The organism is Streptomyces sp. NBC_01320, assembly GCF_035974375.1.
Lineage (GTDB): Bacteria > Actinomycetota > Actinomycetes > Streptomycetales > Streptomycetaceae > Streptomyces > Streptomyces yanii.
Map to the genome: position 1 here is coordinate 170,338 of NZ_CP108391.1, position 22,141 is coordinate 192,478.

Here is a 22,141-nt window from a genome sequence, read left to right on the forward strand (position 1 = left end):
CTCCTGCCGTATGTGTGGGTCATCCTGGGGCGGGTTGGCGGCCTGGCAGTGTGGGGCGGTCGCCTGCGAGGGCGAGCATGACGAGGGCGATGATGGCGTCGGCGGTGTGGAAGCCGAAGCCGCGTCGGATGATCAGGCGGGTTTTGGTGTTCGTGCTCTCGATCAGTCCGTTGCTCATGCCGGTGGTCAGGGCGGCGCAAATCGCCTGGTAGTGGCGGCGGATGCGACGTTGGAGGTCGACGAAGCTGTTGATGCGGCAGCGGCGGGCCCAGTCGATCCAGCGGTCCAGGGCCTTCAGGGCGGCGGTGGGGCGGGTCCTGGCCAGGGTGAAGACCGCGCGGAGGGCTTCCTTCAGGCGCCAAGCACGGTGCAGGCGGGGGTCGGTGGCGGCGATCCAGGTGAGTTTCGCGGCCTGTCGGTCGGTGAGGTCGGCCTCGTTCTTCCACAGTGCAAAGCGGGAGTCCTTCAGCGCCCGGGCGGTGTCAGGATCGGCGGCCTTGTGGCGGGCGCGGTTCCAGGAGGCACGGCGTTCGCCGTCCAGGGCGTCGGTGGCCCACGCGACCACGTGGAAGGGATCCATCACGCGTACCGCCGAGGCGGCCCGGACGGCCAGGACCTCGGCGATCCAGGCGGCGCCGTCGGCGCTGATGTGGGTGAGCCGGTCGGTGCGCGGCTCGCCGAGGGCGTCGAAGAAGCGGTGCAGGACGTCCTTGCCGTGTCCGTCGGCCATCCACACCACCCTGGCGGTGTCGTGGTCCACGACGACCGTCATGTACTTCTGCCCCTTGCGGTGGCTGATCTCGTCGATACCGATCCGCCGCAGTCCCGACAGGCGGTCGACGGCCCGGTCGCGGTCGGCGACCGACGATCGCACCGATGGTCCGCCAGGAGGTGCGCATCAACTGCGCGGCCGCACTCTTGGAGCACTCGACGGCCATCCATGCCGTCTGGGCGTCGAAGGCGTGGGTGTGCCCGGCGCCGTGACGGGCCCAGGGCACCGCGGCGACGGTCGTCCCGTGCTCACGGCAGGCCACCCGCGGCGCGCAGGCCTCCAGGAACACCCGCATCACACCGTGATCGAGGTCCCGCCACCGGCGCCGCCCCCGCCCCATGTCGTACCAGGGCGCCGGACGCCGGCAGATTCCGCACCGCTGCCGACGACGCGCATCAGGCCGTATCGACACGATCACACACTGTTCGTTCTCATCGATCCGGACACCCTCGACGACCGTGTGTTCGGCCATCAGCGTCCGCTTCCATATCCTGAAGAGGGACACGCCGTTTTCCTGCTTGATCCAACTTGAGCCTAGACACCTCAAGGATCACAGGAAACGGCGTGTTTCCCGTATCAGAGCAGGTCAGAGCACCCACACATACGGCAGGAGAGCCCCTTTTGGAAGGCTGCGGCTTCACGGCTAGGCATCGTGTGATGTCTCGCGGGAAGACAGCATGGGCAGTCCGGTCAGTCTGGTCAGGGACATCACAGTCAAGGTCGGGCAGCAGGGACAGCTTCATCCCTTCACACAGCGCACCACCCAGTGGATCACCGAGTCGCCGTCGATAACACCACGCCACCGGACGTGACCCATCGGCCGTCAGTGACGAAGCCAGTTCGGTGAGGGCCCGGCGAACCATGGCGGCGAACCCGAGCTGACTGGGGTCCGTTATCCCGGCAGATGGTGTTTCGAGGCTGGTCGGATCGACACGGTGTATGTTCGACGACCGATCGAACCTAGCCGCAAGGTCGGCTTCGTGAACTGTAGCCCTAGAAGCGGACCGGCCGCGAAGGGGTTCCTTCGCGGCTTTTCTATCCATGACCATTGGGGGGCTTGTGATCGATCGAAGGTGCAGGCGTCCCGGCTGCCGGTTCCCCCGCGGGCGGACGATCGGGAAAACCGACCGTCTCCGGCCGTACTGCTCCCCTGAGTGCCTCCACTGGTCCCGCTGGGCCCGCTCCGTCACCTCGTGGGAGGACGGGCCCGCGGCGGAGGCGGAGGCGCGGGAGCTGCTGAAGGTCGCCGATGCCCTTGACAGGCGTCGACGGCCGAACGAGCCGATACCGGAGTTTCCGCTGGAGCCCAACCTGTGCTGGACGTATGCCGTGTCGGCCGTCTGACGGCCCGCGGAGGAGCCGTACGACACCACCCCTTGTCCACTTCCGTGACGAACAGGGAGGTTCACCTGAGGATCACAGGTGCCGGGCAAACCGGTACTTGCAGGCTTGCCCACAACAGGCGAAGGCTTGCCCAGGAACAGCCGGGTTGCGTCCCGAGAAGTGGCGTATGGGTTGGACCTGATCCGGGGGTTTGCTCCGGCTTTAGGATGACGCCCGCATAGATGAACGGCCACCGGCTGATCCTTCAAGACGACCAAGTCTTTGAAGGAGAGATCAGCACGATGACCGCACCTGACAGTGTGCCCCTGCACGCCCTCGCCGAGGACAACCTCGCCACGGCGAGTCCGGATCTGTTGCAGCACGGAGTTGGGGTGGTGCCCGTGCCCTCGCAGGCGACATTCAACCACGCCCTTGCCAGCGCGCAGGGGTTGCTGAGCAACGCACGACAGCGCCGGCGACACACCGCGCGGCCCGCTCCCCCCGACCATTCGCCATGGCACCTGGTGAACTGGTGATGATGAGCGCCCCGTTGGACCTGTTCGCGGTGCTGGATGACTGGGTCGTGGAGCGCTGTGAGCTGACCATCGCCCTTGATGTGTGGCCACCCGCAGTATCTGCGCGTCCGTCGTGCGTCCCAAGGGCACACGCAGCGTGGATGCGGCCGTGCTCCTGGCGCAGATGATGGTGCCGGCGTCGATGCGGCCCGGCTGGCGCGAAGAGCTCGCCATGGAATGGTCGGTGATTCCGTACGAGCGGCTGCCGAGCGTGGACGCGCGGTGCGAGGGAACAGCGGCTCGCCCGGTTATCACTCCCCAGACCATCGTGGTCGACCAGGACAACGTGTTCATCTCCGGCCTCAGTGTGACTGAGGGAAGGCCGCACTCAGGGGACGGCCGCCCTGCCTCTGACGGGATCATTTCAGGGGCAGGGCCGCCTAGGACCGCCGCACGAACGGCCCCGTGGCCTCGGCGGGGAGCGCGAGGCCAACTGCAGTTCGCCCTCGATGCGCAGAGAGAGCAAACTGGTTCAGGCGGGCGGCCGGGGGAGTTGGCCGCCTCTTTCCTGCCATCCTCCACGGAGACAGGAGCCTTCATCGCTTACAACGGCGAGGATCTGTAGCCGGTTCACGCCTGTGAGGATTGATTTCGAGGCCATGGCGTCGGCCTGCGAGCGTGGCGAGCGAGAGTCTCCGTGAACGACACGTGCAGGTAGTAGGCGCGGGTCGGGCCGCGGTGTTCGGCGCGGAGCTGAGTGAGCATGTCCGCACAGTGGTCGGTGTACAGGATGCCGTCGCGGACGACGTGGTACCCGGCATCGATCAGGCCGATGCTCGCCGCGCTGGGCAGGTCCCGCTCTCGCAAAACGATCCGGCGCAGATAGTCCTGACCCACAAGGGCCAGGCCACGGCCAAAACGGTCACGGACACCGCCCGTCCGGCGGCAGTCGGCCTGGCGCCGCGTCATGGTGTCACTGTGGACGAGACGAGCGGTCAATTTCCGGCTCACGATCAGCGCTTCTGTCCGTGACGGCTCTTTGAAATGTCTGCTCGCGCTGGTGACGGGCGTCATAGCGTTGCTATCGCAGCAACGGTCAGGGCAGGGGTGGAAGATGTGGCGGTGAACGGTACGGAGTACCGAATGTGGGCGCGGCTGGCACAGCGAGAGGACTTACCGGAAGCGGCGTTCTGCACGGTCGTCGACGGGCTGCTCCCCGATGACGGTCGCTTCAAGCAGGGTGGCAGGAGGACGTGTTCAAGGAGACTCTGCCGTCCCTGTTCCGCCGGGTCGGCGAGCAGGAGCTTCGCGAGCGTTTGATCGCGGCGTCAGGCAGTATCACTGTGACCACCATCGGGACCATCACCAGCAGCGAGAAATGTGTGCGCGGGCACACACCACCAGGTCTCAACACGTACCTGGGAGGGCCTACGGGGTCTTCATCAAGAACGTGCGCCTCGCGGACAACGACCCGTTCTGGCTGAGTATCACTTTCTGATGCTCCCCGCCATGTGACCCGCCACGCTGATCCGGCGGTCAGTCTTGTCGTCGCGCTATCGAAGCTGATCAACAGCCTCAAGGGCGGCAGCTCCCGATACCTGCGCGCCGAGTACACCGGACGGATCAATCGGATTGGCATGGGGTCGGTGTTCTGGTCGCGCTCGTACTTCGCTGAGTCCTGCGGGGGTGCACCGCTGACCGTGCCCTGTTCAGTACATTGAGGGCCAGAAGCGGCCTGTCTGACCGTCACGGCGGAGGTGCAGAGATCCACGGCGCTTCGCGCCTCCGCACCAAGGATGCGTTTCCCTCCGCGGCTGAAGTCGGGGATACCCACGCAAGATCGCGGATGGACGTGTCCTGCGGTCTGTTCGACCGCAGGACACGTGCTGCCTGGACGAAGTCAGCCGCGAGTGGCCGCGCGGCGCTTGCGGGTCGCGACCAGGATGCCACCACCCGCCAGAACCGCGGCGACCGCGGCACCGGCGATCAGCGGGGTGGCGCTGGATCCACCAGTCTCTGCAAGGGGCGGCGCAGGGGCGCTGGTCGATGGAGCGGGAGTCTCGGGCCTGGGCGGCTTAGTGCTCGGGGTGTCCGAGGGCGCCGGCTTCGTCGGAGGCGGTGACGTGACTTCGCAGACCGGCGAGGTCTTGATCTCGTCACGGGAGTACCTCTCGTCGTCGCCGGCCTTCACGACGAGGTGCACTGGAACCGCGGTCTTGTGCTCGGGCAGCTTCAGCGTCTCGTGGAACTCACGCCCGAACTGCTTAGTGGGCAGCAGGTCCTTGCCGTCAACGGTTACAGTCACCGTGTTGGTGACGTTGTCGTCGTATGCCGTGAGATCGACAGTGACCTCGGAACAGGTCACCTGCCACGTGGGCGTGTGGGCTGACACCGGAGTGGCACATAGGCCCACACCAACGAAACCCATGACCACGCCCGATATCAGGGCGCCTGAGCGCTTCCCCGCACGGGTGGGTGCCTTCATCTGTCCTCCACGCACATCTGTACATCAGGGGGTTGATTCGAGCGGACAGTACTCCCCCCTGCACAACGCCGTGTATCCGTCCGCACTCTAGGGCGAGATGACGGTTCACTTGGGCTATGACCGGCACGATCCGGCGCGGAAGAACGGGCGCGGACGGTGATGAACCCCTTTTATCTGCGCCGCGTTGAGTTGTTTGAAGGTACCTGCCACCACATCACATCTCGGCAGGTGGGGAAGGCCGTCTCGACTCCGCCATTTCCCGATGGTGGGGCGGCTCGTGCCTCCGAGCCAGCAAGCTGAGTTTCCCCGGCTCGGCAGCTAGCGCGGTCCTTCGGCGGTCCTGTCCCTGCGTCCTCCCGCGGGCGGGGGCAGGACCATCGGTCACGTCCGGTGGCGTGGTCTATCGACGGTGACCGGTCCACTGTGGATGCTAGGAGCGTGTCCCAGTAACCCGCACCCCGCCTGCGGTTCGTGATCATTCATGCGGGATGATCACGGTATGCGTGATCGGGATGGGCTGTTCGAGATCGAGCCGGGTGAGAAGAAGCAGCCGCAGGGTCGTCCCGCGGCGGTGGACAAGACGTTCCGGGCGTTCGACCCGCACCAGGTCCTGCTGCTGCCGCCGTCGCTGGAGGACTGGCTGCCCCAGGACCACCTGGCCCGGTTCGTCGCCGACCTGGTCGACGAGGTGCTCGACCTGTCGCCGATCCTGGCCGACTACACCGAAAAGCGCGGCTACCCGCCCTACGACCCGCGGCTGATGGTGCGGCTGCTGATCTACGGCTACACCACCGGGGTGCGCTCCTCGCGGGCGATCACGCGTAAGTGTGTCGATGACGTCGCGTTCCGGTTCCTGGCCGCCGACCAGACTCCGGACTTCCGCTCGATCGCCCGGTTCCGCCGCCGCCACCTGGACGCGCTCGCCGGCCTGTTCCTGCAGTCGCTGCACCTGGCGCGGAAGCTGGACATGGTCAAGATGGGCCGCGTCGCGCTGGACGGCACCAAGCTGGAGGCCAGCGCCTCCAAACACAAGGCGATGAGCTACGGCCGCCTGATCGGCAAGGAAGAGCAGATCGAAGCCGAGATCGCCGCCCTGGAGGCCGCGGCCCGGTCCCTGCTGGACGACGCCGAAGCAGTCGATACCACCGAAGATGCCCGGTTCGGCGTGGACGGCAAAGAGGCCGACCTGCCTGCCGAGCTGGACCGGCGTGAGAAGCGCCTGGCCAGGCTGCAGGCCGCCCGCGCGCAGATCGAGGCCGAGGCTGCCGACAAGGCCCGCCGCCACGCCGAGGACAAGGAACGCCGCCGTCAGGAGCGCGCCGGGACCAGCGACGAACGGGCCGTCACCGACGCCGGGCAGAAGGCCGCCGCGAAGGTCCGGCCCAAGCCCAAGGCCCAGGCCAACTTCACCGACCCCGACTCGCGGATCATGAAGAACAGCGACGGCGCCTACATCCAGGCCTACAACGCCCAAGCTGTCGTCGATGAAAAGCACCAGGTCATCACGGCCGCCGACATCACTACCAACGCCTCGGACGCGCTGAACTACACCCCGATGCTCGACCAGTCCGCGCAGAACACCGGCGTCCACCCCAAGCAGGCCCTCGTCGACGCCGGCTACTGCTCCGAGACCAACCTGGAAGCCGCCCAAGAGCGCCAACTCGCCTGCGGCACCGACACGTTCATGGCCACCGGCCGACTCGGCCACGACGAACAGGTCCCGCCCGCGCCCCGCGGACGCATCCCTGCCAGCGCCACCCTCAAGGAGCGCATGGCCCGCAAACTGCGGACCAAGCCCGGCAAGGCCGCCTACAGCCGCCGCAAAGCCATCGTCGAACCCGTCTTCGGCCAGATCATGACCTGCCAGAACGGCCGCCAACTCCTCCTGCGCGGTGAGGACGGAGCCCGCGGCGAGTGGCGACTGTTGGCCGCCTGCCACAACCTCCGCAAGATCTTCCGACACGCCGGAACCGCAGGACTCGCCGCGGCGATCAGCTGACCAGCCCGGTCAACGGCCCCCTTCAGGCCGATCCCCAAGCCGACATAACCAGGCCACCCGCCCCAGCAGGCACCCAGCGAGCAACCACCGATCTCACCGTCACGATCACCAGCCGATTGCCCGTTACCGGGACACGCTCCTAGGCGGTGAGGGCGGTCGGTTCGGTTGTCTCGGTGGGTTTAATTTGATCAGGTGAAGGCGGCAGCGGCCGAGGATCTCGGGGCCCATGTAGCGGCGCTGTTCGGCCCATTCGTCGCTCTGCTCGGCCAGGGTGGCGCCGATCAGGCGGACGATGGCGCCTCGGTCGGGGAAGGTTCCGACGACGTCGGTCCGGTGCCTGATTTCCTTGTTCAAGCGCTTCTGGGGGTTGTTGGACCAGATCTGTTTCCACGCATATGTTCTGCTTGAAGAGGATCCAGGTGGCCATGTCTCAGGTGCCCCGTGACGATGACACGCCAGACAGTGGCGGTACGGCCGCAGAACAGTCGGCCGTGCCAGTTGAGGAACTGGTGGCTCGGAGCGAGACGCTGAAGGGCGAGTTGGTGGACTTTGCCCAGCAGACCCGTTTCGCGAGGCAGCTGACAGCTCGTCTGCATGCGACCGGGACGGCCGGTGAGGCCTTGGGCATGAAGACGCAGACGCGGGGCGGGTCTCGGTGATGCGCCCTTCCGAGCGGGGTGGACAGCATCGGGGACGCCGGCTGCGGCACTGCGCCATGCGGACGCGTTCGAGGTGCTCTGTGCTCCCTCGGCGCCGGGCACGCTCTCGCGCCTGTTCACCCCACGGTCATTCGCGGCAACGGCATGCGGCGCAGCAGCGGTTGCCGCGGCATCCGGCCGTGCACACGCTGCTGCTGCCCGGTGCCGGGCAGATCAGGTTCATACGAACCCCGAGTCATCTTCAGTGACCCGGAGGGCAACCATTTCCTGAGCGACGGATATCTGACCCTCGCGCTACTGAAGCTCCAGATGCAGGTGAGGCATCTTGCTCGACACAAGCTGATCTATCAGGACGTCCCGTTTCGTCATTCACCAGGGCTTGACCTGCGACTCAAGGCTCAAACGCAACGGTACTGTTACTGAGATCACTTCATGATCAAAGCAACGGAACCAGGCAGACCCATCCGGCAGAGGAAGACGAACAGGTCAAGCAAACTCATCAGGTCGAGGTAGCCGAACCGGACCAAGAGGCAGAGCAGGCCGAACCGACCGAACAAATGGCGTCCCAGGGGATCGGCGCCGAACCAGACCCGGCGGCCTTCGTGACGGACCGCCGTCTTGGATAGCCCCGTTCACCGGGGTGAACCCGCGTGCTTCGGGGGCTTGTTGGCGACGCGCATCCCCGGACAACTGAACTTGAATGGGTGATGTCGGGGTCGTTTGCCTGCGCGGAGCTGAGCCGGTCCAGTAGCTCTGGGGCGTGAGGTATGCGCAGGGCGGCGGCCTGTCCGACGCTGAGAGGGCCGCAAGGGAGCGGGTGCGGCCGCAGGCCCCGACTGTTCCACGTCTCGTACACCGTGGAGGGAACGTGGCGGCTGCTGAAGCGGTACGGGTGGTCGTGGCAGCAGCCAGCCCGGCGTGCGATCGAGCGTGATGACGAGGCGGTCGAGGTCTGGAAGAAGGAGACCTGGCCGCGGGTAAGAGCATCGCGGCGGAGCGCGGGGCTTGGATGGTCTTCGAGGACGAAGCCGGGCAGTCACTGACTCCACCGCGCGCGAGAACGTGGGGCCGTCGCGGCTGCACACCGGTTGTCCGGGTGCGCGGCCGCCGCTCCGGTCGGGTGTCGATGGTCGGCATGACCTGCTACAAGCCCGGCCAGCGGTCAGGCTTGTTCTACGCGGTCCGGGAGTACACCGGGCGCAAAAACCAGCCGAAGGGCTTCGGCTGGCGCGACTTCCGGGACCTGATCGTCCGCGTCCGTATCCAGCTCGGTGGCCCGATCGTGCTGGTCTGGGACAACGTCCGCTGCACCTGACGAAGCCGCTTCGCGAGTTCATCGACGCGAACGCCGACTGGCTCACGGTCTACCAGCTGCCCACCTACGCGCCCGACCTCAACCCGACCGAAGGCGTCTGGTCGCTGGTCAAGCGGGACATTGGCAACCTCGCGGCAGCCAACCTCGCCGACGTCACCCGAGCCGTGAAGCGCAAGCTCAAGAGCCTCCAATGCCGTCCGGATGTCAGAGACGGCTGCCTGATCCCCTCCTCGTGCCTTCGTAGACGGGTGCAGATCCAATGAGGGTTCTGGCGATCAAGCCGCTGGTATGAGCGTGTCGCGGTATCGGGCCTGGTGGTTGCGCGTGAACTCCTGTGTCTCGTGCCAGGCCCAGTAGGTGTCGAAGTCGCCGTTGCTGCGCAGGGCCCGGAGTTTCAGGACGGCTTCGGCGCCGGAAAGGCCCCAGCGGGCTCCGGTGATGTCGAGGCGGTCTTTGACCAGGTGGCGGCACGCCCCCTCGACGATCCCGGTGGCGATCGGGAAGCCTTCGGTCAGCGCGGTGTCGTAGCGCAGGTAGGCGGCCTTGTTCTTCAGGTAGCCGACGGCGTCGTCGATGCCCTTGCGTGAGCCGGGCCTGAGCCCGACGGCGTCGGCGGCGGCGCTGATCGAGGCCGCGGCCTGCTCGGAGCCTCCGGCCAGGATGGTACGGGCCTGTCCGGCGACCCAGGCCTCGGCCGCGCGGTCGCCGGCCGGGTGCAGGCAGTGCGCGGCGCCCCACAGGTATTCGAGCACGTGGATGATGTCGATGACGATGTGCACGGTGACGTTCCGGCGTGCTGCCTCGGCCCGGATGACGTCGAGCTGGTGCCGGGCGCCGTCGACCAGCACGACCCAGGTCCGGCGGTGTCCGGGGTCGCGGGCTTCGGCCTGGTCGAACACGGCGGCGATGACCTGCTCGGCGGTGTCGTTCACCGAGCCGCACAGCCACTTGGACCTGGCTCTCGGGCCCGGGCGACGCTCCTTCACGGGGTCGGCGGGGTCGGCGATGATGTCGTCGACGCCGCGGACGGCGGGCTCGGCGTCGTAGACGGTGCCCAGGGTGGCCATCCGTTTGCGGCCGTGTTTCTCCCCGGGCGCGAGCCTGGTCGCCATCTTGTTGCCGCTCTTGGTCGCAGCGGCCTTCGCGGTGGCCTCGCGCAGCGCCTCGGGCCTTATCACCACGCCCTTACCGTCGGTGGACAGGACCAGCAGCGTGGCGTCGGTGCACGGTTCGGGCACCAGGGCCTGGTAGAAAGCGTCGATGTCGGCCGCGGCGGCCACGGCGAGTTCCTGGACCTGCCGGTGGCCGATCCCGGCGCCGGTCAGCGCGTTGACGCGGTCGACCGCCTCGGCGAAGGAACCGCGGGCGGACTCGGTCGCGGCGAGCCTGGCCAGCCCGTGGCTGTGCATCGCGGCCGGCATGTTCAGCGCGGCGTCGGCCAGGTGCAGATCCGCCGAGCCCGTGGCCCGGTAGGCGATCCGGGTCGCGGTGACCTTCCCGAACACCGTGGCCAGGATCCGGCGTCGGCCCCGCTCGATCCGGGTGCGCTCAACACCGGTCTCATCGACCACCGGATCGGCCCGCTGCTCGCGCACCGCGCGCAGATCCAGATGGTCCTGGAACAGCTGCCGGGTCACCTCGCGCATCCGCGCCGCGAGCAGGTCCTCCAGCCCTGAATGCGTCAACGCGGCGGCGTCCGGCGCGGCCAGTTCCGTGGCGACCTGCTCGAACAGGCCGCGGGAGGCGGCGAACGCGGTCTCGGTCACCGCCAGAGAGCCGGTCTCCAGGGCGGCGCTCACCAGCCCAGCTCCCGTCCGTCCACCCTGAACAGCCCCGGCGCGGTCTCAGCCAGGATCCCCCGCTCCACCAGGCGCTTCAGCTTCGAGCGCATGCCCTCCACGTGACGGGCCTCGGTCTGAAGCCCCAGCTCCACGCACACGTCCTTGCACCGCCACGCCGACCCCGACGTCGCGAACAGCGCGGTGATCCGCTGGTAGTCCGGTGACATCACCGTCACATCGCCCGCGGCCTCGGCGGCCAGCAGTGCCGCGGCAACATCGACCGGCCCGGACGCCGCCGACCCAGCCGCATCACGCATGGCCACCGGACCACCGGCCAGCACCTGCTTCACCGTCTCCCGCGTGATCTGCAGCCGGGACAGTTCGGCTTCCGCCTGGGACACCGCTTCGGAAAACTCTGCGATCTGCTTGCGCAACTCCGAGACCCTGGCCCGGCATTCACTCTCTCTGGCATCCAACGCGGCCATCAACGACGGCACCACACCACCCCGCCTCACCCGGTGCCCGCACCCACGGCCGGCTCACCTCGCCGACGGTAAAGACCGCCCCACACCCGCACATCCCGAACCCCTGCGAATCACCCCAACGAGGCACCCTCACAAGATCTGCACCCTTCGTAGACCGTGCTCCAATGGCAGCGCACGCCCGGAGCCCATCTGGCGCTGGGGAAGGCCGAGCCCTGAACGGAAGTGGCATGACCGAGCAAGTGGCCACAGGGGCCTTCTGCCTGCGGTACTGGCAGCCGACCGACCAAGTGGAGATCGGATGCCAGGTGACCGGCGTCCCTGAAGTCGTTGCGCACGCTGACCGGGCCGCGCGCGTCTACCGTGCACAAGGGGCTGACTGCCTGGCCGGCGTCTCTCTGTGGCGGGGCGCCGACAGCCCCGAAAACTCGCTCAGCCTCGCCATCGGCCCACCGTGCTGGGCCATCGTCCACACCGACGCCGAGTTCTTCCAGACCGTGACGCGAGGTCCGCGAAGCCCAGAGCGAACTCCGCAGAAAGTTCGCTTCGACGATCTGCTGGAGATCCCGAGCGACTGCTTCATCGACAGGGCGCTCGCGATTGACACCGTGTCGCTGTGGATGACCGAGGACGCGCTGCTGCAGGCTGCTGGCTTCTCCGACGACCTGTTTGGCTAGGTCCGCACCGGCGTAACAGCCAACACCAGCTGGCCGGGCAGTGTCCCGACATCACCCATTAAAGTTCAGAAGCTAGTTCTCAACTCCGAGAGAATTTAGCAGTATTGTTCCGTGAGCGTCCCGATTTCACTGCCAGCTTCCGTGCTGCATCTATCAGGTTCCGCTCGTCAGGGGTAAGAAGGTTCATGATCTTCGCATTTTTGAGCGAATCGTTCAGAAGAGCATGCGAGGCGCCTAAGCTCAGGGAGTAGGACCACATGCTTCTCCCCTCACCGCTTTCATTCCACTCTGCCGCCCATTTCAGCAGATGACCTATTCTCTGCTCGGTTGTAAATCTCAGAGCCGAAGCCTTTCTGTGGGTATGAGAAGATAAAATACTTGCGCCTCAAGGGCACAAGATCAACGACAATGCTCACCGGTCCCTACTGCACGACACGGGTCAGGCGCCAGTGAGTCGCGTGCAATCTTAAGGGCAACTCGTCAGTAACTATTCAGTGCTGGGAACGCGTTCAGGTAAGGCCAGCTACTCACAGCTCTTAGTGAGTTTCCATAGGGGCGACTTGGTAGCGCCGTCGCGCCCACACAGCTCTACTGGTCAGGCGGAACCGGAACGTTGCCGTGAGCCAGTCGCTCAGCGACCGAAACCGCCCCTCCGGTTACTCGGTCGGCCATTTACGAAGCAGCACGTCTCAACGAATTGCCTGAGCGTGCAATCATGTTGGCCGAACGAACACTATTCTTCCGACCGACACAGCAGCTGTAGTTCGTGACGTGTGGGGGTTCGTGATCACGTGGTGGCTGCTGCGGTGATCTCGTTCCAACGGCGGTGGCAGGCCGTCGAGCGGTGTTGGTAATGACGTCGCCAGTTCGACCAGTGCGGGGCGTGTGCGGGGTCAGTGTCCGGACGGTCCGGGCAGGGCGAAGACGCGGAGCAGGGCGAGGAGTTCGCGGGGGCTGACGGGCACCATGGCCATATCCTCGGCGGGGTTGGTGCGTTGGCGCTCGTGGAGGACGCCGACGGGCCAGGAGCGCGTAGGCCAGGACGCTCATCAGGCTCGAGTGGTGCCAGGACGTCCAGCAGGTGACCTGGCCGGTGTCGAGGTGCGCCAGGCCCTTGGCTCCCTGGAAGTCCTCCTCAACGCGCCACCGGCGGCAGACCGCGCTGACCAGCACCGATATCGGCTGGGGTGCAGGGTGCCAGGTGCGGTAGAAGGAGAGAGTGCCGGTGCGCCGGTGGCGTCGGATCAGAACGTGGCTGTGCGCCCGTGGGCCTGGCCGGGCGGGGTGTCGTCGGCGTTGACCTCGATGACCGCCCAGTCGTAGAGCCGCTCACCCTTGGTGCCGTTGCCGGTCCTCAGCCGCACCCAGGCTCGCTTCGCACCCGGCCCGGCCTGGACATGGACCGCCTCAGCTTCACCGTCCTGCAGACCGTCGCCGCCTACACCGTCACCACCGCGACCGGAATCCTGCCCCCCGGCGGGACCCGCCGAGCTCGTCGGCACCATCAGCCGGGCCGTCCTCGACGCCCTGCACCCCGCCCGCCACCGGCACCGCGCCAAGGCTCGCACCCGCAAGAACCCCACCAGCAAGTACGGACCGAACGCCGGACAACACCCCACGATCAGTCAGAACTGCACCGTCCACACCACCGTCACGTTCTTCGAACACAGACTCTCGAACCGCTCACGGACCTAAACGCAACGGTGTTGAGGACGAGACCAGTACAACGCGACCGCATCCGCCTTGAACTCGGCGGGGTAGTGCTTCATCCCCACAGGGACTCCGTTCTCCTGGACCATCAAGATCCAAGTCTCTCCCGTGTCCAAACTCCGAGGTCAGGGCCCCGGCGCTTCCGGTGGAGGCCGACCGGGCGCCCGGGGCGTGAGGGAACCCGCCCACGCACAACGGGCCGTGCCCACGAAGGACCGTCGCCGAGTGGGAAGCGAATGCGGGAACCCAGCACATCCAAAACCGTTCGGGATGCGACCCGCACGCAGCAGTGGGTCGAAGACTCACTCACGCACTCGTTGGGAACGGTTTCCCGTCCCACCAGCGGAGAGCCGGCACCTTGATCGGTAGGACAACGGCCCTTCAGGCGCCCTGACACGTCGCGCACAGCAGCTTCGAGGGTTAATTCCAAGGTCGTGAACCGCTCCGGGTGCCGATGCGTATGGGTAATACGCGACCGTCCTTCGGTTCCCGTCGTCGTCCTCTGGTTGCGTCCGTTCCACAGAACCCCCCACTCTGCTCCTGTCTTGCGACCGTGTCAGACGTCCGACTGCCGCCTTCCCACGATGAGGTGACCCAATGGCACACGGCCATATGAAAAGTTTTCCGAACAGCGACGTGCGTGGCCTCGCGTCTACAGTCGCCGTACCTGCAGAACCGGCCGAGCCCCTCTGCGCCGGATCGGATCCGTCCATGTTCTTCCCCGATGGCATCGGTCCTGCTGTCGACTCGCAAGTGATGGAAACCAAGCAAGTGTGCTTTGCCTGCCCCGTTCGGCTTAACTGCCTGACGGACGCGATCCGATTCGATGCAGAGGAGGGGATCTGGGCTGGATTCACCCCGCGAGAGCGAAGGCGCCTGAGCTCCCGAGCAATCGCCCTACAAAAGTTCGATCGCCAGTTGATCGAGAGAGTTGCGGCGGGTTATATCGTCGAAGTGGACGTGCCGGAACGGTCGACGGTAGTCATGGGCCTGTACCGCCGAGGGTGGGACGAACTTCGAATAGCCGACGCTATGAAGCTCGCCCCTTTCGCGGTTCGGATGGACCTGCAAGCCCAAGTCGAACTCGAGTTCTTCATCCATGCGCATGAACGAGCGAAGCAAATGCGCGCCGAATATGCAATATAGCTCAAACTGGGCAGTCCTGCATGACCCGTCGATGGCTACTCATCCACGGTCGCCCACATCCACGTCCTGAACTTCGCGGTCGCACGCAACCGCGCCAAACCCTGCACCGGGCAACGTGAGCCAGGCGCCCTGTGGTGACGGGCAGCACAACGTGCGGGGGCTTACTACTTCAACTTTGATCTCGCCGCAACTACCTGCCAGCGACTCACCGGTGCCAACCCTGGGGTCGGCGGGCTGTGCCCCCGGCGCACGGCGAAGCCGCGCTGGATTGCTGTCGGGGATCTTGGATGGTCGGGCTCAGCTACCGAGGGTTCGCCAGGACTTCGGCCGGGGGATCTCGTTCTGATCCAGGAGTGTCTGGAAGGCGGTCGGCGGTCTCGGTGAAGAGGCTTCGTGGGTCACTGACCGGCTGCTGAGGCGTTCGATGTTCACGGCGATGGCCGTGAGTACGTGTTGCAGGTGGGCTTTCGGCCGTCCTCGGTAACGGCAGCGGCGCATGCCGTGTCCGTGGGCGAACTCGTTGATGGTGCCCTCCACTCCGGAGCGGACCGCGTAGCGGGCCTTCCACTCGGGAGTCTGCTGCTCGTTGCGGACGCGGACTTGCAGGTCGCGGAGTTCTCGTGGGGGAAAGCCCACGTTCCGGGCGCTCTCGTGGGAATTGGTGCACCGAGGGCGGTCCGGACACGGCTGACACTGACTCTTGGTGAACCGCGCCACGATCAGGGGTGCCGCGGTGGGCGAGGAGGCCGAGTAGGGGCCGTGCCAGCCCTGGCTGACCTGGCCTCGGGGGCAGGTGACCTGTCGGCGGTCGAAGTCGATGTGGAAGTCGTCCCGACCGAAGCCTTCGTTCCTGCGGTGCTGGCGGGTGGGGTTGCCCGGCAGTGGCCCACTGACGGTGATCTGGTGTTGGCGGACGGCTCGTTCCAGGCGGACCAGAGAGGTGTAGCCGCCGTCGACCAGGTGCTCAGCCGGCAGCAGCCCGCGACGGGCCAGGCGGGTGTGGATGCCGGGCAGGGCCTGACCGTCGTTCGTTGCGGCCGAGGTGGTGGCCACGTCCGTGATTACGTTGGCGCTGTCGGAGGCACACGTCTCGGTGATATGCGCGGCAAACCCCTTCCAGCTGATGATGTGCCCGTGACGGACGTAACGCGCCGTGGTGTCGTAGGGGGAGACGATTGCCGATGAGGAGGGCGGCAGGCCGCCGTCGTCGGCGGTGCGCCAGCGCAGGGCGGCCTGCCGCGTCGCGGTAGTAGTTCTGCACGACGATCTGCGGTAGCGTCTCGGCCTGTGGGCCGAGCCGGTAACCCGGTCCGTGCCGGTGGGGGCGTTCCAACAGTCTGCAGGCGTCGTCGCCGGCGGCGAGGATCCTGGTCTTGGGCCGGGTGGGGTTCTTGCCCAGACGGACCTGACGGCCGTAGCGGCGCCCCCAGTCCTCGTCGACCAGGCCGGTCAGCAGGTGCGAAGCGCTGCCGGCCACTGCTTCCAGCACGGCACGGACGGCCTCGGTGACCAGTTCCAGCCGGGTCAGGTCGCGCACTGCAGCCAGGACATGGGTGGAGTCGGTGCGCTGCGTAGTGCGCTCGCGCACGAGTCCGGCCTCCTTCAGGCGCGCGAGCGCCAGATCGAGAAGACGGTCGGCGCGGTCGTCCTGGGCGAGGCGCTCGCGGAAGTCGGCCAGCACGCTGTGGTGGAAGCCGGGATCGTCCAGCTCCATGGCCAGGGCTTACTTGAAATCGATGCGGCATCGGACCGCCTCTGATGCCTGACGGTCCGACAGACCGAGCAGGAACTGCAGCAAACAGACGGTGGCCAATTGGGCGGGCGAGATGCCGGGGCGTCCGTCGCGCGGGTACCAGCCCGCGAAGTCCTCGTCGCACCACAGCCCGTCCAGCCGGTCTCTCACCCACATCGCCGTCGTACCGCCCGGGTTGCTCGCCCGCGCGATTTGCACGGTCAGAGAAGGAACTTGCTCACCGGAACGTGGACGGAGCGACAACGGACATCTCGACAACTGCATCGGTCTTCGGAACAGCCCCGAGCATGCCCGCTGATCACGCTGGCGCACCGGGAAACTCCAAGATCCCCGACCGAGTCAAGCTGAGAGTTTCGGTGCTCTTGCCGCGAAAGCGGCCTTGAGACGGATCTACCTCAAGTCGCGCGAACATGGGTGGTGGAGAGGGGCAGTCGTGTCGTGTCCAGTGGTCTGCCGCCTCGATGTGCGGATCTCCCGGCAGGGCCGTCTGAACCAGTTCCGTCTCGTCAACGTAGGTCCTCCCAAGCTACAGAACTGGAAAGAAGGCGGTCCCGATGATGTCGATCAGAGTTCCCCGCGTCGTTGTATCCGTGGCTGTCCTGATGGCCACCACAGCCACGACCACTGCCACTGCCGCGCCGCAGTCCGGTGATGCCCCGCCAAGACGTGATGGCCAAAGCGGTGATACCGACGTAAGCAAGCTCCGGGCGAATGCACGCACCGACCGTGCCTCAATCCGGCGGTCACTCGACGCGGCTGCAGAGGAGGCTGCACTGGAGGCCCGGCGAGACGCGGCCGCAGAGGCGGCTGAGATGGAGGCCCGGCGGGATGCGGCCGCAGAGGAGGCTGCACTGGAGGCCCGGCGGAGCATCGCGCGCAGGGATGCCGCTGCCGCTCTGCGCAAGAAGCAGGCCCGGGCCGCGGAAAGGAATCTCGCCCGTGAGCGAAGGGCCGCAGAGCGACAAGCCGCCGTGGAAGCGCAGAAGGTAAGAAGAGAACACACGGCGCACGTTCCGGCCGCGGGCCGAGTCAGGATTGCCCTGAACGAGGCTCTCGCTCAGCGTGGAAAGCCCTACGTCTGGGGGGCGGAGGGCCCCTCTTCCTTCGACTGCTCGGGACTCATGCAGTACGCCTATCGCCGTGCAGGGCTGGAGCTGCCCCGGACAACATGGGGCCAGATCAACGCCGGCCGACGCGTACCGGTGTCCGAGGCCCGGCCAGGCGACCTCGTCTTCTATCGAGGCGCTGCTCATGTCGGGATGTACATAGGTGACGGCCAGGTCGTCCATGCACCGCGGCCGGGCCGCAATGTCACGGTGCAGCCGTTGTACGCCATGCCCGTCTACGCAGTGGTGCGCCCCACCTGACCCGCATCACACTAGTGTCCTGCGACTCAGTGTGCACGGCCCGATCCGCCACGCGAGCCGGTCGTCGACGGCCTGCCGGACGGCCCGCGCGGACGCGGTCTTGCGCCAGTAGCAGAAGCTGGACCGGGCGATCCCGATGATGGTGCATAGCCGCTTGACGGCGTAGTGGCGCTGGTGGTCGGCGACGAACCGGCAGCGGGTCACAAGCACGTCTCCCCGGCGAGATACCGGGCAGCTTGCGGAAAATGTCGCGTTCCTCCTCCAGCTCGCGAATCCTCTTCCGCGCGGCGACGAGCTCTCCTTCCATCGAGCCCGGGACCTGGGCCGCAGCCGCGGCACACGGCGTTGAGTGCGCTGCAGGGCGCCGTCCGTCAGCGGCCCGGATCCAGTTGCGCAGCGTCTCGGTGTTCACCCCGACGCTCCCGGCCTCGAGCGGTACAACGCGACCGCGTCCGCTTTGAACTCGGCGGGGTAGTGCTTCATTGCCATCTGTGCGGGGCTCCATATCCACCCGGACCATCAAGATCCAAGTGTCTCCGGTGTCCAAAACCCGGGGTCAGGGCCCGGGTAACGCCCCACTCCCGCTCACCACAATTCACTTCAGCTCAGCAAACCGACAGCAGCTCATAACCTCTGCGGCAATTCACCCTGGCGACCTCCAACATCATTGGGAAGTCTCTTTGAGTGGCGGGCCTGTTGATCGGATGTGTTTGTCCGATCAGTGATCACTGATGCGATATGGGATCGGATCGAGCCGTGGATGCCGGTCGATCCCTGGCCCGGAGAATGGGCACCCGATGACCGATGCTGGCGCCCTCGGTCGAGGGCGAGCGATCAGCTTTGCCGAACGGGCTGGTTGTGTTCGTCGAGGCCAATCGGAAGACGGTGTCGTTCCGGCGCCTCGGCCAGGTCCTCGGGCCCGACAGTGGCCAAGGAGGTGCAGCTACGCATCCGTTCCAGAAGTCTGTCGCCCTCGTCGGCATAGCCCTCAGCAGGACGTGCCTCGGGTATCCGCTCGTCGAGCATCACAAGGCGGCTGGAGCCATCGGCCCAGGGCTCCACGGCGAGGACGGAGAACTCTGCGCCGGCAGGGAAGAGGACCTCGTCACGTGTTCCGTCGCGGTCGATCACTGACGTGCGCCTCGCAGTGCGGCTCCAGATGGCGTACAGGACATTCCCTCCGAAGATGGCCTTGCGGCTGTTAGCGGCCACGAATCCGGGCTCGACAACGGTTGCGCCGGAGGTGTACACGTCGAGCGCGGAAGCGGGGAGTTGTGCCGTCCGATAGGCGATCCCACTGTGCACCGGCAGCATCCGGAGCCCAGAGGCCACGCACACCGCAGCATCCCTGATCTGCGGGTTCTGTTCGCGTAGGGCGAACTCTATGCCGGGCAGGTCGCCCTCCAGATACGAGCGCAGGGCGGCAAGGTCCGAGGTGACACCGTTAAGCGACTCGTGGGGCAGCGCCCCGCGCAGGGCGGGGTGCTGTGCCAGTACATGGTTGACAGCGATGAGGTGGGTGTCGCGCCGGGGGCCGATCAGATCGCGCCAACCTCGCCGTTCCGCGTCCGTACTTCGGTCGGTGCGCCGGACCAGGAGGGCGATGGGCACCGAGGGTTCGGGCTCGGCCTGCTCCAGATCCCGGCTCGGTCGCATGCTCAATGCTGGGTCGGGTTCGCTGACGACCGGGGCCGACTGTGGCTCCGCCGGGGCACGTGGGCCAGCCGGGCGGGTCCCTTGTGTGTCCGGAGCTCTGTCCGGGGGAGGGTTTGCCACGGACCGAGTTTTGGTGCCGGATCCATTGCCGAGCGTTGCGGCGTCGTCGTTCGGCGCGCGCCGGGTCAGGAGGGCGGCATTGGGCGCCACTTCCATATCAACCCCGTCCCCTTCGACGCCCGGAACCGGCAAAGGCGTGGGGGGCGGTAGGTTGCGCTGCGCAGGGCCCGACCCGGGGCCGGCTGCATCGGCTACTGGGGTCGATTCGGCGGTCGCCCGCGGGCTCGGTTCGACCACCGGTTCAGCGTGAGGTTGCGGTTCCTCCGCTGGCGTCGCCACGGTTGTCGCGGCTGGAATCGACGTAGCGGCGGGTATCGGGTGCACACGAGTGATGGCACGGACCCGGGGCCCTCCGAATACCGCAGGTGCCAAGGCTGGTCCTTCGCGTGCCGATCGGGCGGTGGTGGGGAGGCTCTCGGCATTGTCCGTGACCGGCTGCGCCGCTGAAGCCTTGGCAATGGCTCGAGCCAATGAGGCGGGCGCTGGTTTCCATGAGGCGTTGATCGCACTCGGCCCGGTTGCACGGACGGGTTCAGGTGCTGTGGCCAGAGGGCGGAAAGGATTCCACTTCAGTTGTGCCTGCCCCTTCCGGGCAACGGCCTCTCTCAGGGACTCGGTCGTGGCGACGTTGATTCTCACCCGGTAGCGGTTGGCCAGCATCTGGGCGAAAGAGCCCGTGCCGCCATCAGCTGCCGAGCGCATGACCAGCCGCATCCCTGGCAGCAACGAGGGGTCGAGACCGTCAAGGAGCGTCTGAAGCGACCGCCGCTCCCGCGGGCGTGCCGCGTCGCCGTCCGCGAAGACAGTCATGGCCTCGCGGTCAGGCACCAACGCACCGACGAGCGTGTTGTACTCAGGGCTTTTCTGCCCTGCCGTGAGGTAGAGCCCGGATTCGACCCTCACGGGAATCATGTTTGTGGGCAAAGCGCTGAGACTGTTGCGCAATCTGGCGTTCCACGCGGGGGCCGGCAGCAACGCTCCTTCCCACATCTCCGGCTCACCGGGTGCGAAGCGCACCCAGGGGCTGAGCGTCCCATCGGAGCGCGCCCCGTGGACGTCGCCGCCGCCTTCACGCAAGCGTACTCCGGCCGTAGGGGCGGTGATCTCTACGCCGATGTGCTCGGCGAGCTCCCGGATCGACTGGCGTGCCGCCTCGGCAGATGCGGCGTAAGGCCAGATGAGCTGGGTCTGGCGAGCGGTCTCCCACGGTAGTTCGCGCAGCAGCGCGGTGCAGGCAGACATGAGAAGAGGATCGAGACCGTTCGCCTGCACGATCACTCTGAAATCGGCACTCGGACTGATTCTGGAGGCGAACTCGACAAAGCGGGGATCCGGTACACCGAGGGGCCCCAAGGTCAGCCCTGCCGCCACACGCCCGATTCTGGCGCTCGGCACAGCGGGGTGCCGGCCAGCGGCGGTCAGGGCACGCTCCCAGGCAGGCCGGGGATGCAGAGCACCATATGGTTCCTGGGGCCGGTCAGGGCGCACTCGGTACCATTGCCAGAAGCCCTCCCCCCAGGTGTCGTCCAGACCTGACGTGACCACACGTCCTGGTTCGAGGGACAGCGGCCCCTGGGTTGCGACCAGGTCGACCCGGTGATGGGCTGCGAACGCCTGGGCCACTCTCATGTCGAGAAGCGGCAGCAAAAGGCGCACAGCGCGTGGCGAGTCCGGCGGCAGCACACTCAGCAGGGCGGCAATTGTGTCGAGGATGGCCTGGCTCGGGGACTCGACGCCAACAGCGACTGCCATACGGTCCGATTCAACGGGAATGCTCGCCACTCGGGTCGCATCCTGTATCGATGGGGTACCCGAGTAGAGCCAGATGCCCGCCGGGATCAGCCGTGCCTTCCAGGGTGCAGGTGGGGCGGGCAGCCCAGCCGTCACGTACTCCTCCCACCACGGCTTGGTGTTGAACACTCCGTTGGACAATGCTCCCGACCACTCGTACGCCGTCACCGGCGGGGCGTGCATCGCCAGCCCCCCAACCTCACTGACGGTTCCCAGAAGCGGATCCGGCAAATGCTTGAACCGGGATGACATGGCGGCCCCCTTCGAGACGTGTCCACACTCGCGAGCCTGGCAACGGACCCGGAGCTGCTCCGGATTCCTTCTGCTCTTCTGTCTCCCCGGGATACGAGGGCGCCAATGGGCCGGTTCACCGGCGAGCGCGGGCGAACCGCTGACGCCCTCAAAAGTTCCGGAGCACGGCGAGCTGTTCAGCACCAATCGCTACCTGCGCGTACACCGATTCGCCCCTGTCGCTGGTCGAAGCCGAGAAAGATCATCAGCGTCATGCCGTAGTAGAACAGGTGATCGCAGACATGAAATCCGGCCCGCTGGCCCACCCGCCCTTGGGCAACTTCCAGGCCAACGCCGCT

At 66.6% G+C, this 22,141-nt stretch carries 14 protein-coding genes and 5 pseudogenes; 7 read left to right on the top strand and 12 right to left on the bottom strand.

Annotated elements, in window-relative coordinates:
• Nucleotides 1-19: 19 nt before the first annotated feature.
• Nucleotides 20-1,244: pseudogene (locus OG395_RS56285) on the bottom strand (ISL3 family transposase).
• 1,153 nt (nucleotides 1,245-2,397) lie between these two features.
• Between OG395_RS56285 and OG395_RS56290 the strand changes: the two are divergent.
• Complete coding sequence (locus tag OG395_RS56290) at nucleotides 2,398-2,631, top strand: hypothetical protein (protein WP_327249933.1); 234 nt, start codon at nucleotides 2,398-2,400, stop codon at nucleotides 2,629-2,631.
• 645 nt (nucleotides 2,632-3,276) lie between these two features.
• Here the strand turns inward: OG395_RS56290 and OG395_RS56295 are convergent.
• Nucleotides 3,277-3,543 (bottom strand): annotated as a pseudogene (locus OG395_RS56295) (kinase); the annotation flags it as partial.
• A gap of 614 nt (nucleotides 3,544-4,157) precedes the next feature.
• Between OG395_RS56295 and OG395_RS56300 the strand changes: the two are divergent.
• A pseudogene (locus OG395_RS56300) lies at nucleotides 4,158-4,353 on the top strand (IS200/IS605 family transposase); the annotation flags it as partial.
• Nucleotides 4,354-4,510: 157 nt separating this feature from the next.
• Here the strand turns inward: OG395_RS56300 and OG395_RS56305 are convergent.
• Nucleotides 4,511-5,095: an LAETG motif-containing sortase-dependent surface protein gene (locus OG395_RS56305; RefSeq protein ID WP_327249935.1), complete on the bottom strand. Its 585-nt coding sequence runs from the start codon at nucleotides 5,093-5,095 to the stop codon at nucleotides 4,511-4,513.
• 571 nt (nucleotides 5,096-5,666) lie between these two features.
• Here OG395_RS56305 and OG395_RS56310 point away from each other — a divergent pair.
• Nucleotides 5,667-7,094, top strand: coding sequence for an IS1182 family transposase (locus OG395_RS56310; RefSeq protein ID WP_442818733.1), 1,428 nt, complete (start codon nucleotides 5,667-5,669; stop codon nucleotides 7,092-7,094).
• Between the two features lie 123 nt (nucleotides 7,095-7,217).
• Here OG395_RS56310 and OG395_RS56315 read toward each other — a convergent pair.
• Nucleotides 7,218-7,484, bottom strand: a pseudogene (locus tag OG395_RS56315) (transposase); the annotation flags it as partial.
• Between the two features lie 1,102 nt (nucleotides 7,485-8,586).
• Between OG395_RS56315 and OG395_RS59000 the strand changes: the two are divergent.
• Nucleotides 8,587-9,331: pseudogene (locus OG395_RS59000) on the top strand (IS630 family transposase); the annotation flags it as partial.
• A gap of 12 nt (nucleotides 9,332-9,343) precedes the next feature.
• Here OG395_RS59000 and OG395_RS56335 read toward each other — a convergent pair.
• Both OG395_RS56335 and OG395_RS56340 read right to left on the bottom strand, forming a co-directional pair.
• A complete protein-coding gene (locus tag OG395_RS56335) occupies nucleotides 9,344-10,840 on the bottom strand; it encodes an ISKra4 family transposase (RefSeq protein WP_442818841.1) in 1,497 nt (498 codons plus the stop codon).
• Nucleotides 10,841-10,863: 23 nt separating this feature from the next.
• The gene (locus OG395_RS56340) at nucleotides 10,864-11,283 is read right to left on the bottom strand and encodes a hypothetical protein (protein ID WP_327249937.1); all 420 of its coding nucleotides are present in this window, start codon (nucleotides 11,281-11,283) and stop codon (nucleotides 10,864-10,866) included.
• A gap of 278 nt (nucleotides 11,284-11,561) precedes the next feature.
• Here OG395_RS56340 and OG395_RS56345 point away from each other — a divergent pair, with 278 nt between their 5' ends.
• A complete protein-coding gene (locus OG395_RS56345) occupies nucleotides 11,562-12,008 on the top strand; it encodes a hypothetical protein (RefSeq protein WP_327249938.1) in 447 nt (148 codons plus the stop codon).
• Nucleotides 12,009-13,252: 1,244 nt separating this feature from the next.
• Here the strand turns inward: OG395_RS56345 and OG395_RS56350 are convergent.
• A complete protein-coding gene (locus OG395_RS56350) occupies nucleotides 13,253-13,513 on the bottom strand; it encodes a hypothetical protein (protein WP_327249939.1) in 261 nt (86 codons plus the stop codon).
• Nucleotides 13,514-14,330: 817 nt separating this feature from the next.
• Here OG395_RS56350 and OG395_RS56355 point away from each other — a divergent pair.
• Nucleotides 14,331-14,864: a WhiB family transcriptional regulator gene (locus OG395_RS56355; RefSeq protein WP_327250154.1), complete on the top strand. Its 534-nt coding sequence runs from the start codon at nucleotides 14,331-14,333 to the stop codon at nucleotides 14,862-14,864.
• A gap of 297 nt (nucleotides 14,865-15,161) precedes the next feature.
• On the opposite strand, the gene OG395_RS56360 is transcribed toward OG395_RS56355, so the two are convergent.
• The 3 genes from OG395_RS56360 to OG395_RS56370 are packed head-to-tail and all read right to left on the bottom strand — an operon-like array spanning nucleotide 15,162 to nucleotide 16,767.
• A complete protein-coding gene (locus tag OG395_RS56360) occupies nucleotides 15,162-15,917 on the bottom strand; it encodes a transposase (protein WP_327249940.1) in 756 nt (251 codons plus the stop codon).
• Nucleotides 15,829-16,578: a hypothetical protein gene (locus OG395_RS56365; RefSeq protein ID WP_327249941.1), complete on the bottom strand. Its 750-nt coding sequence runs from the start codon at nucleotides 16,576-16,578 to the stop codon at nucleotides 15,829-15,831. The genes OG395_RS56360 and OG395_RS56365 overlap by 89 nt, the downstream gene beginning before the upstream one ends.
• A 9-nt stretch (nucleotides 16,579-16,587) precedes the next feature.
• Complete coding sequence (locus tag OG395_RS56370) at nucleotides 16,588-16,767, bottom strand: transposase (RefSeq protein ID WP_327249942.1); 180 nt, start codon at nucleotides 16,765-16,767, stop codon at nucleotides 16,588-16,590.
• Nucleotides 16,768-17,429: 662 nt separating this feature from the next.
• On the opposite strand from OG395_RS56370, the gene OG395_RS56375 reads away from it, so the two are divergent.
• Entirely contained in the window at nucleotides 17,430-17,984 is a 555-nt protein-coding gene (locus OG395_RS56375; protein WP_327249943.1) for a C40 family peptidase, read from the top strand.
• 6 nt (nucleotides 17,985-17,990) lie between these two features.
• Here OG395_RS56375 and OG395_RS56380 read toward each other — a convergent pair whose 3' ends face one another.
• On the bottom strand, nucleotides 17,991-18,188 hold the full coding sequence (locus tag OG395_RS56380) for a hypothetical protein (RefSeq protein WP_327249944.1): 198 nt from the start codon (nucleotides 18,186-18,188) through the stop codon (nucleotides 17,991-17,993).
• Nucleotides 18,189-18,818: 630 nt separating this feature from the next.
• Nucleotides 18,819-21,803 carry a hypothetical protein gene (locus OG395_RS56385; RefSeq protein WP_327249945.1) on the bottom strand — a complete coding sequence of 995 codons (2,985 nt, stop codon included), beginning with the start codon at nucleotides 21,801-21,803 and terminating at the stop codon, nucleotides 18,819-18,821.
• Nucleotides 21,804-22,141 lie beyond the last annotated feature (338 nt).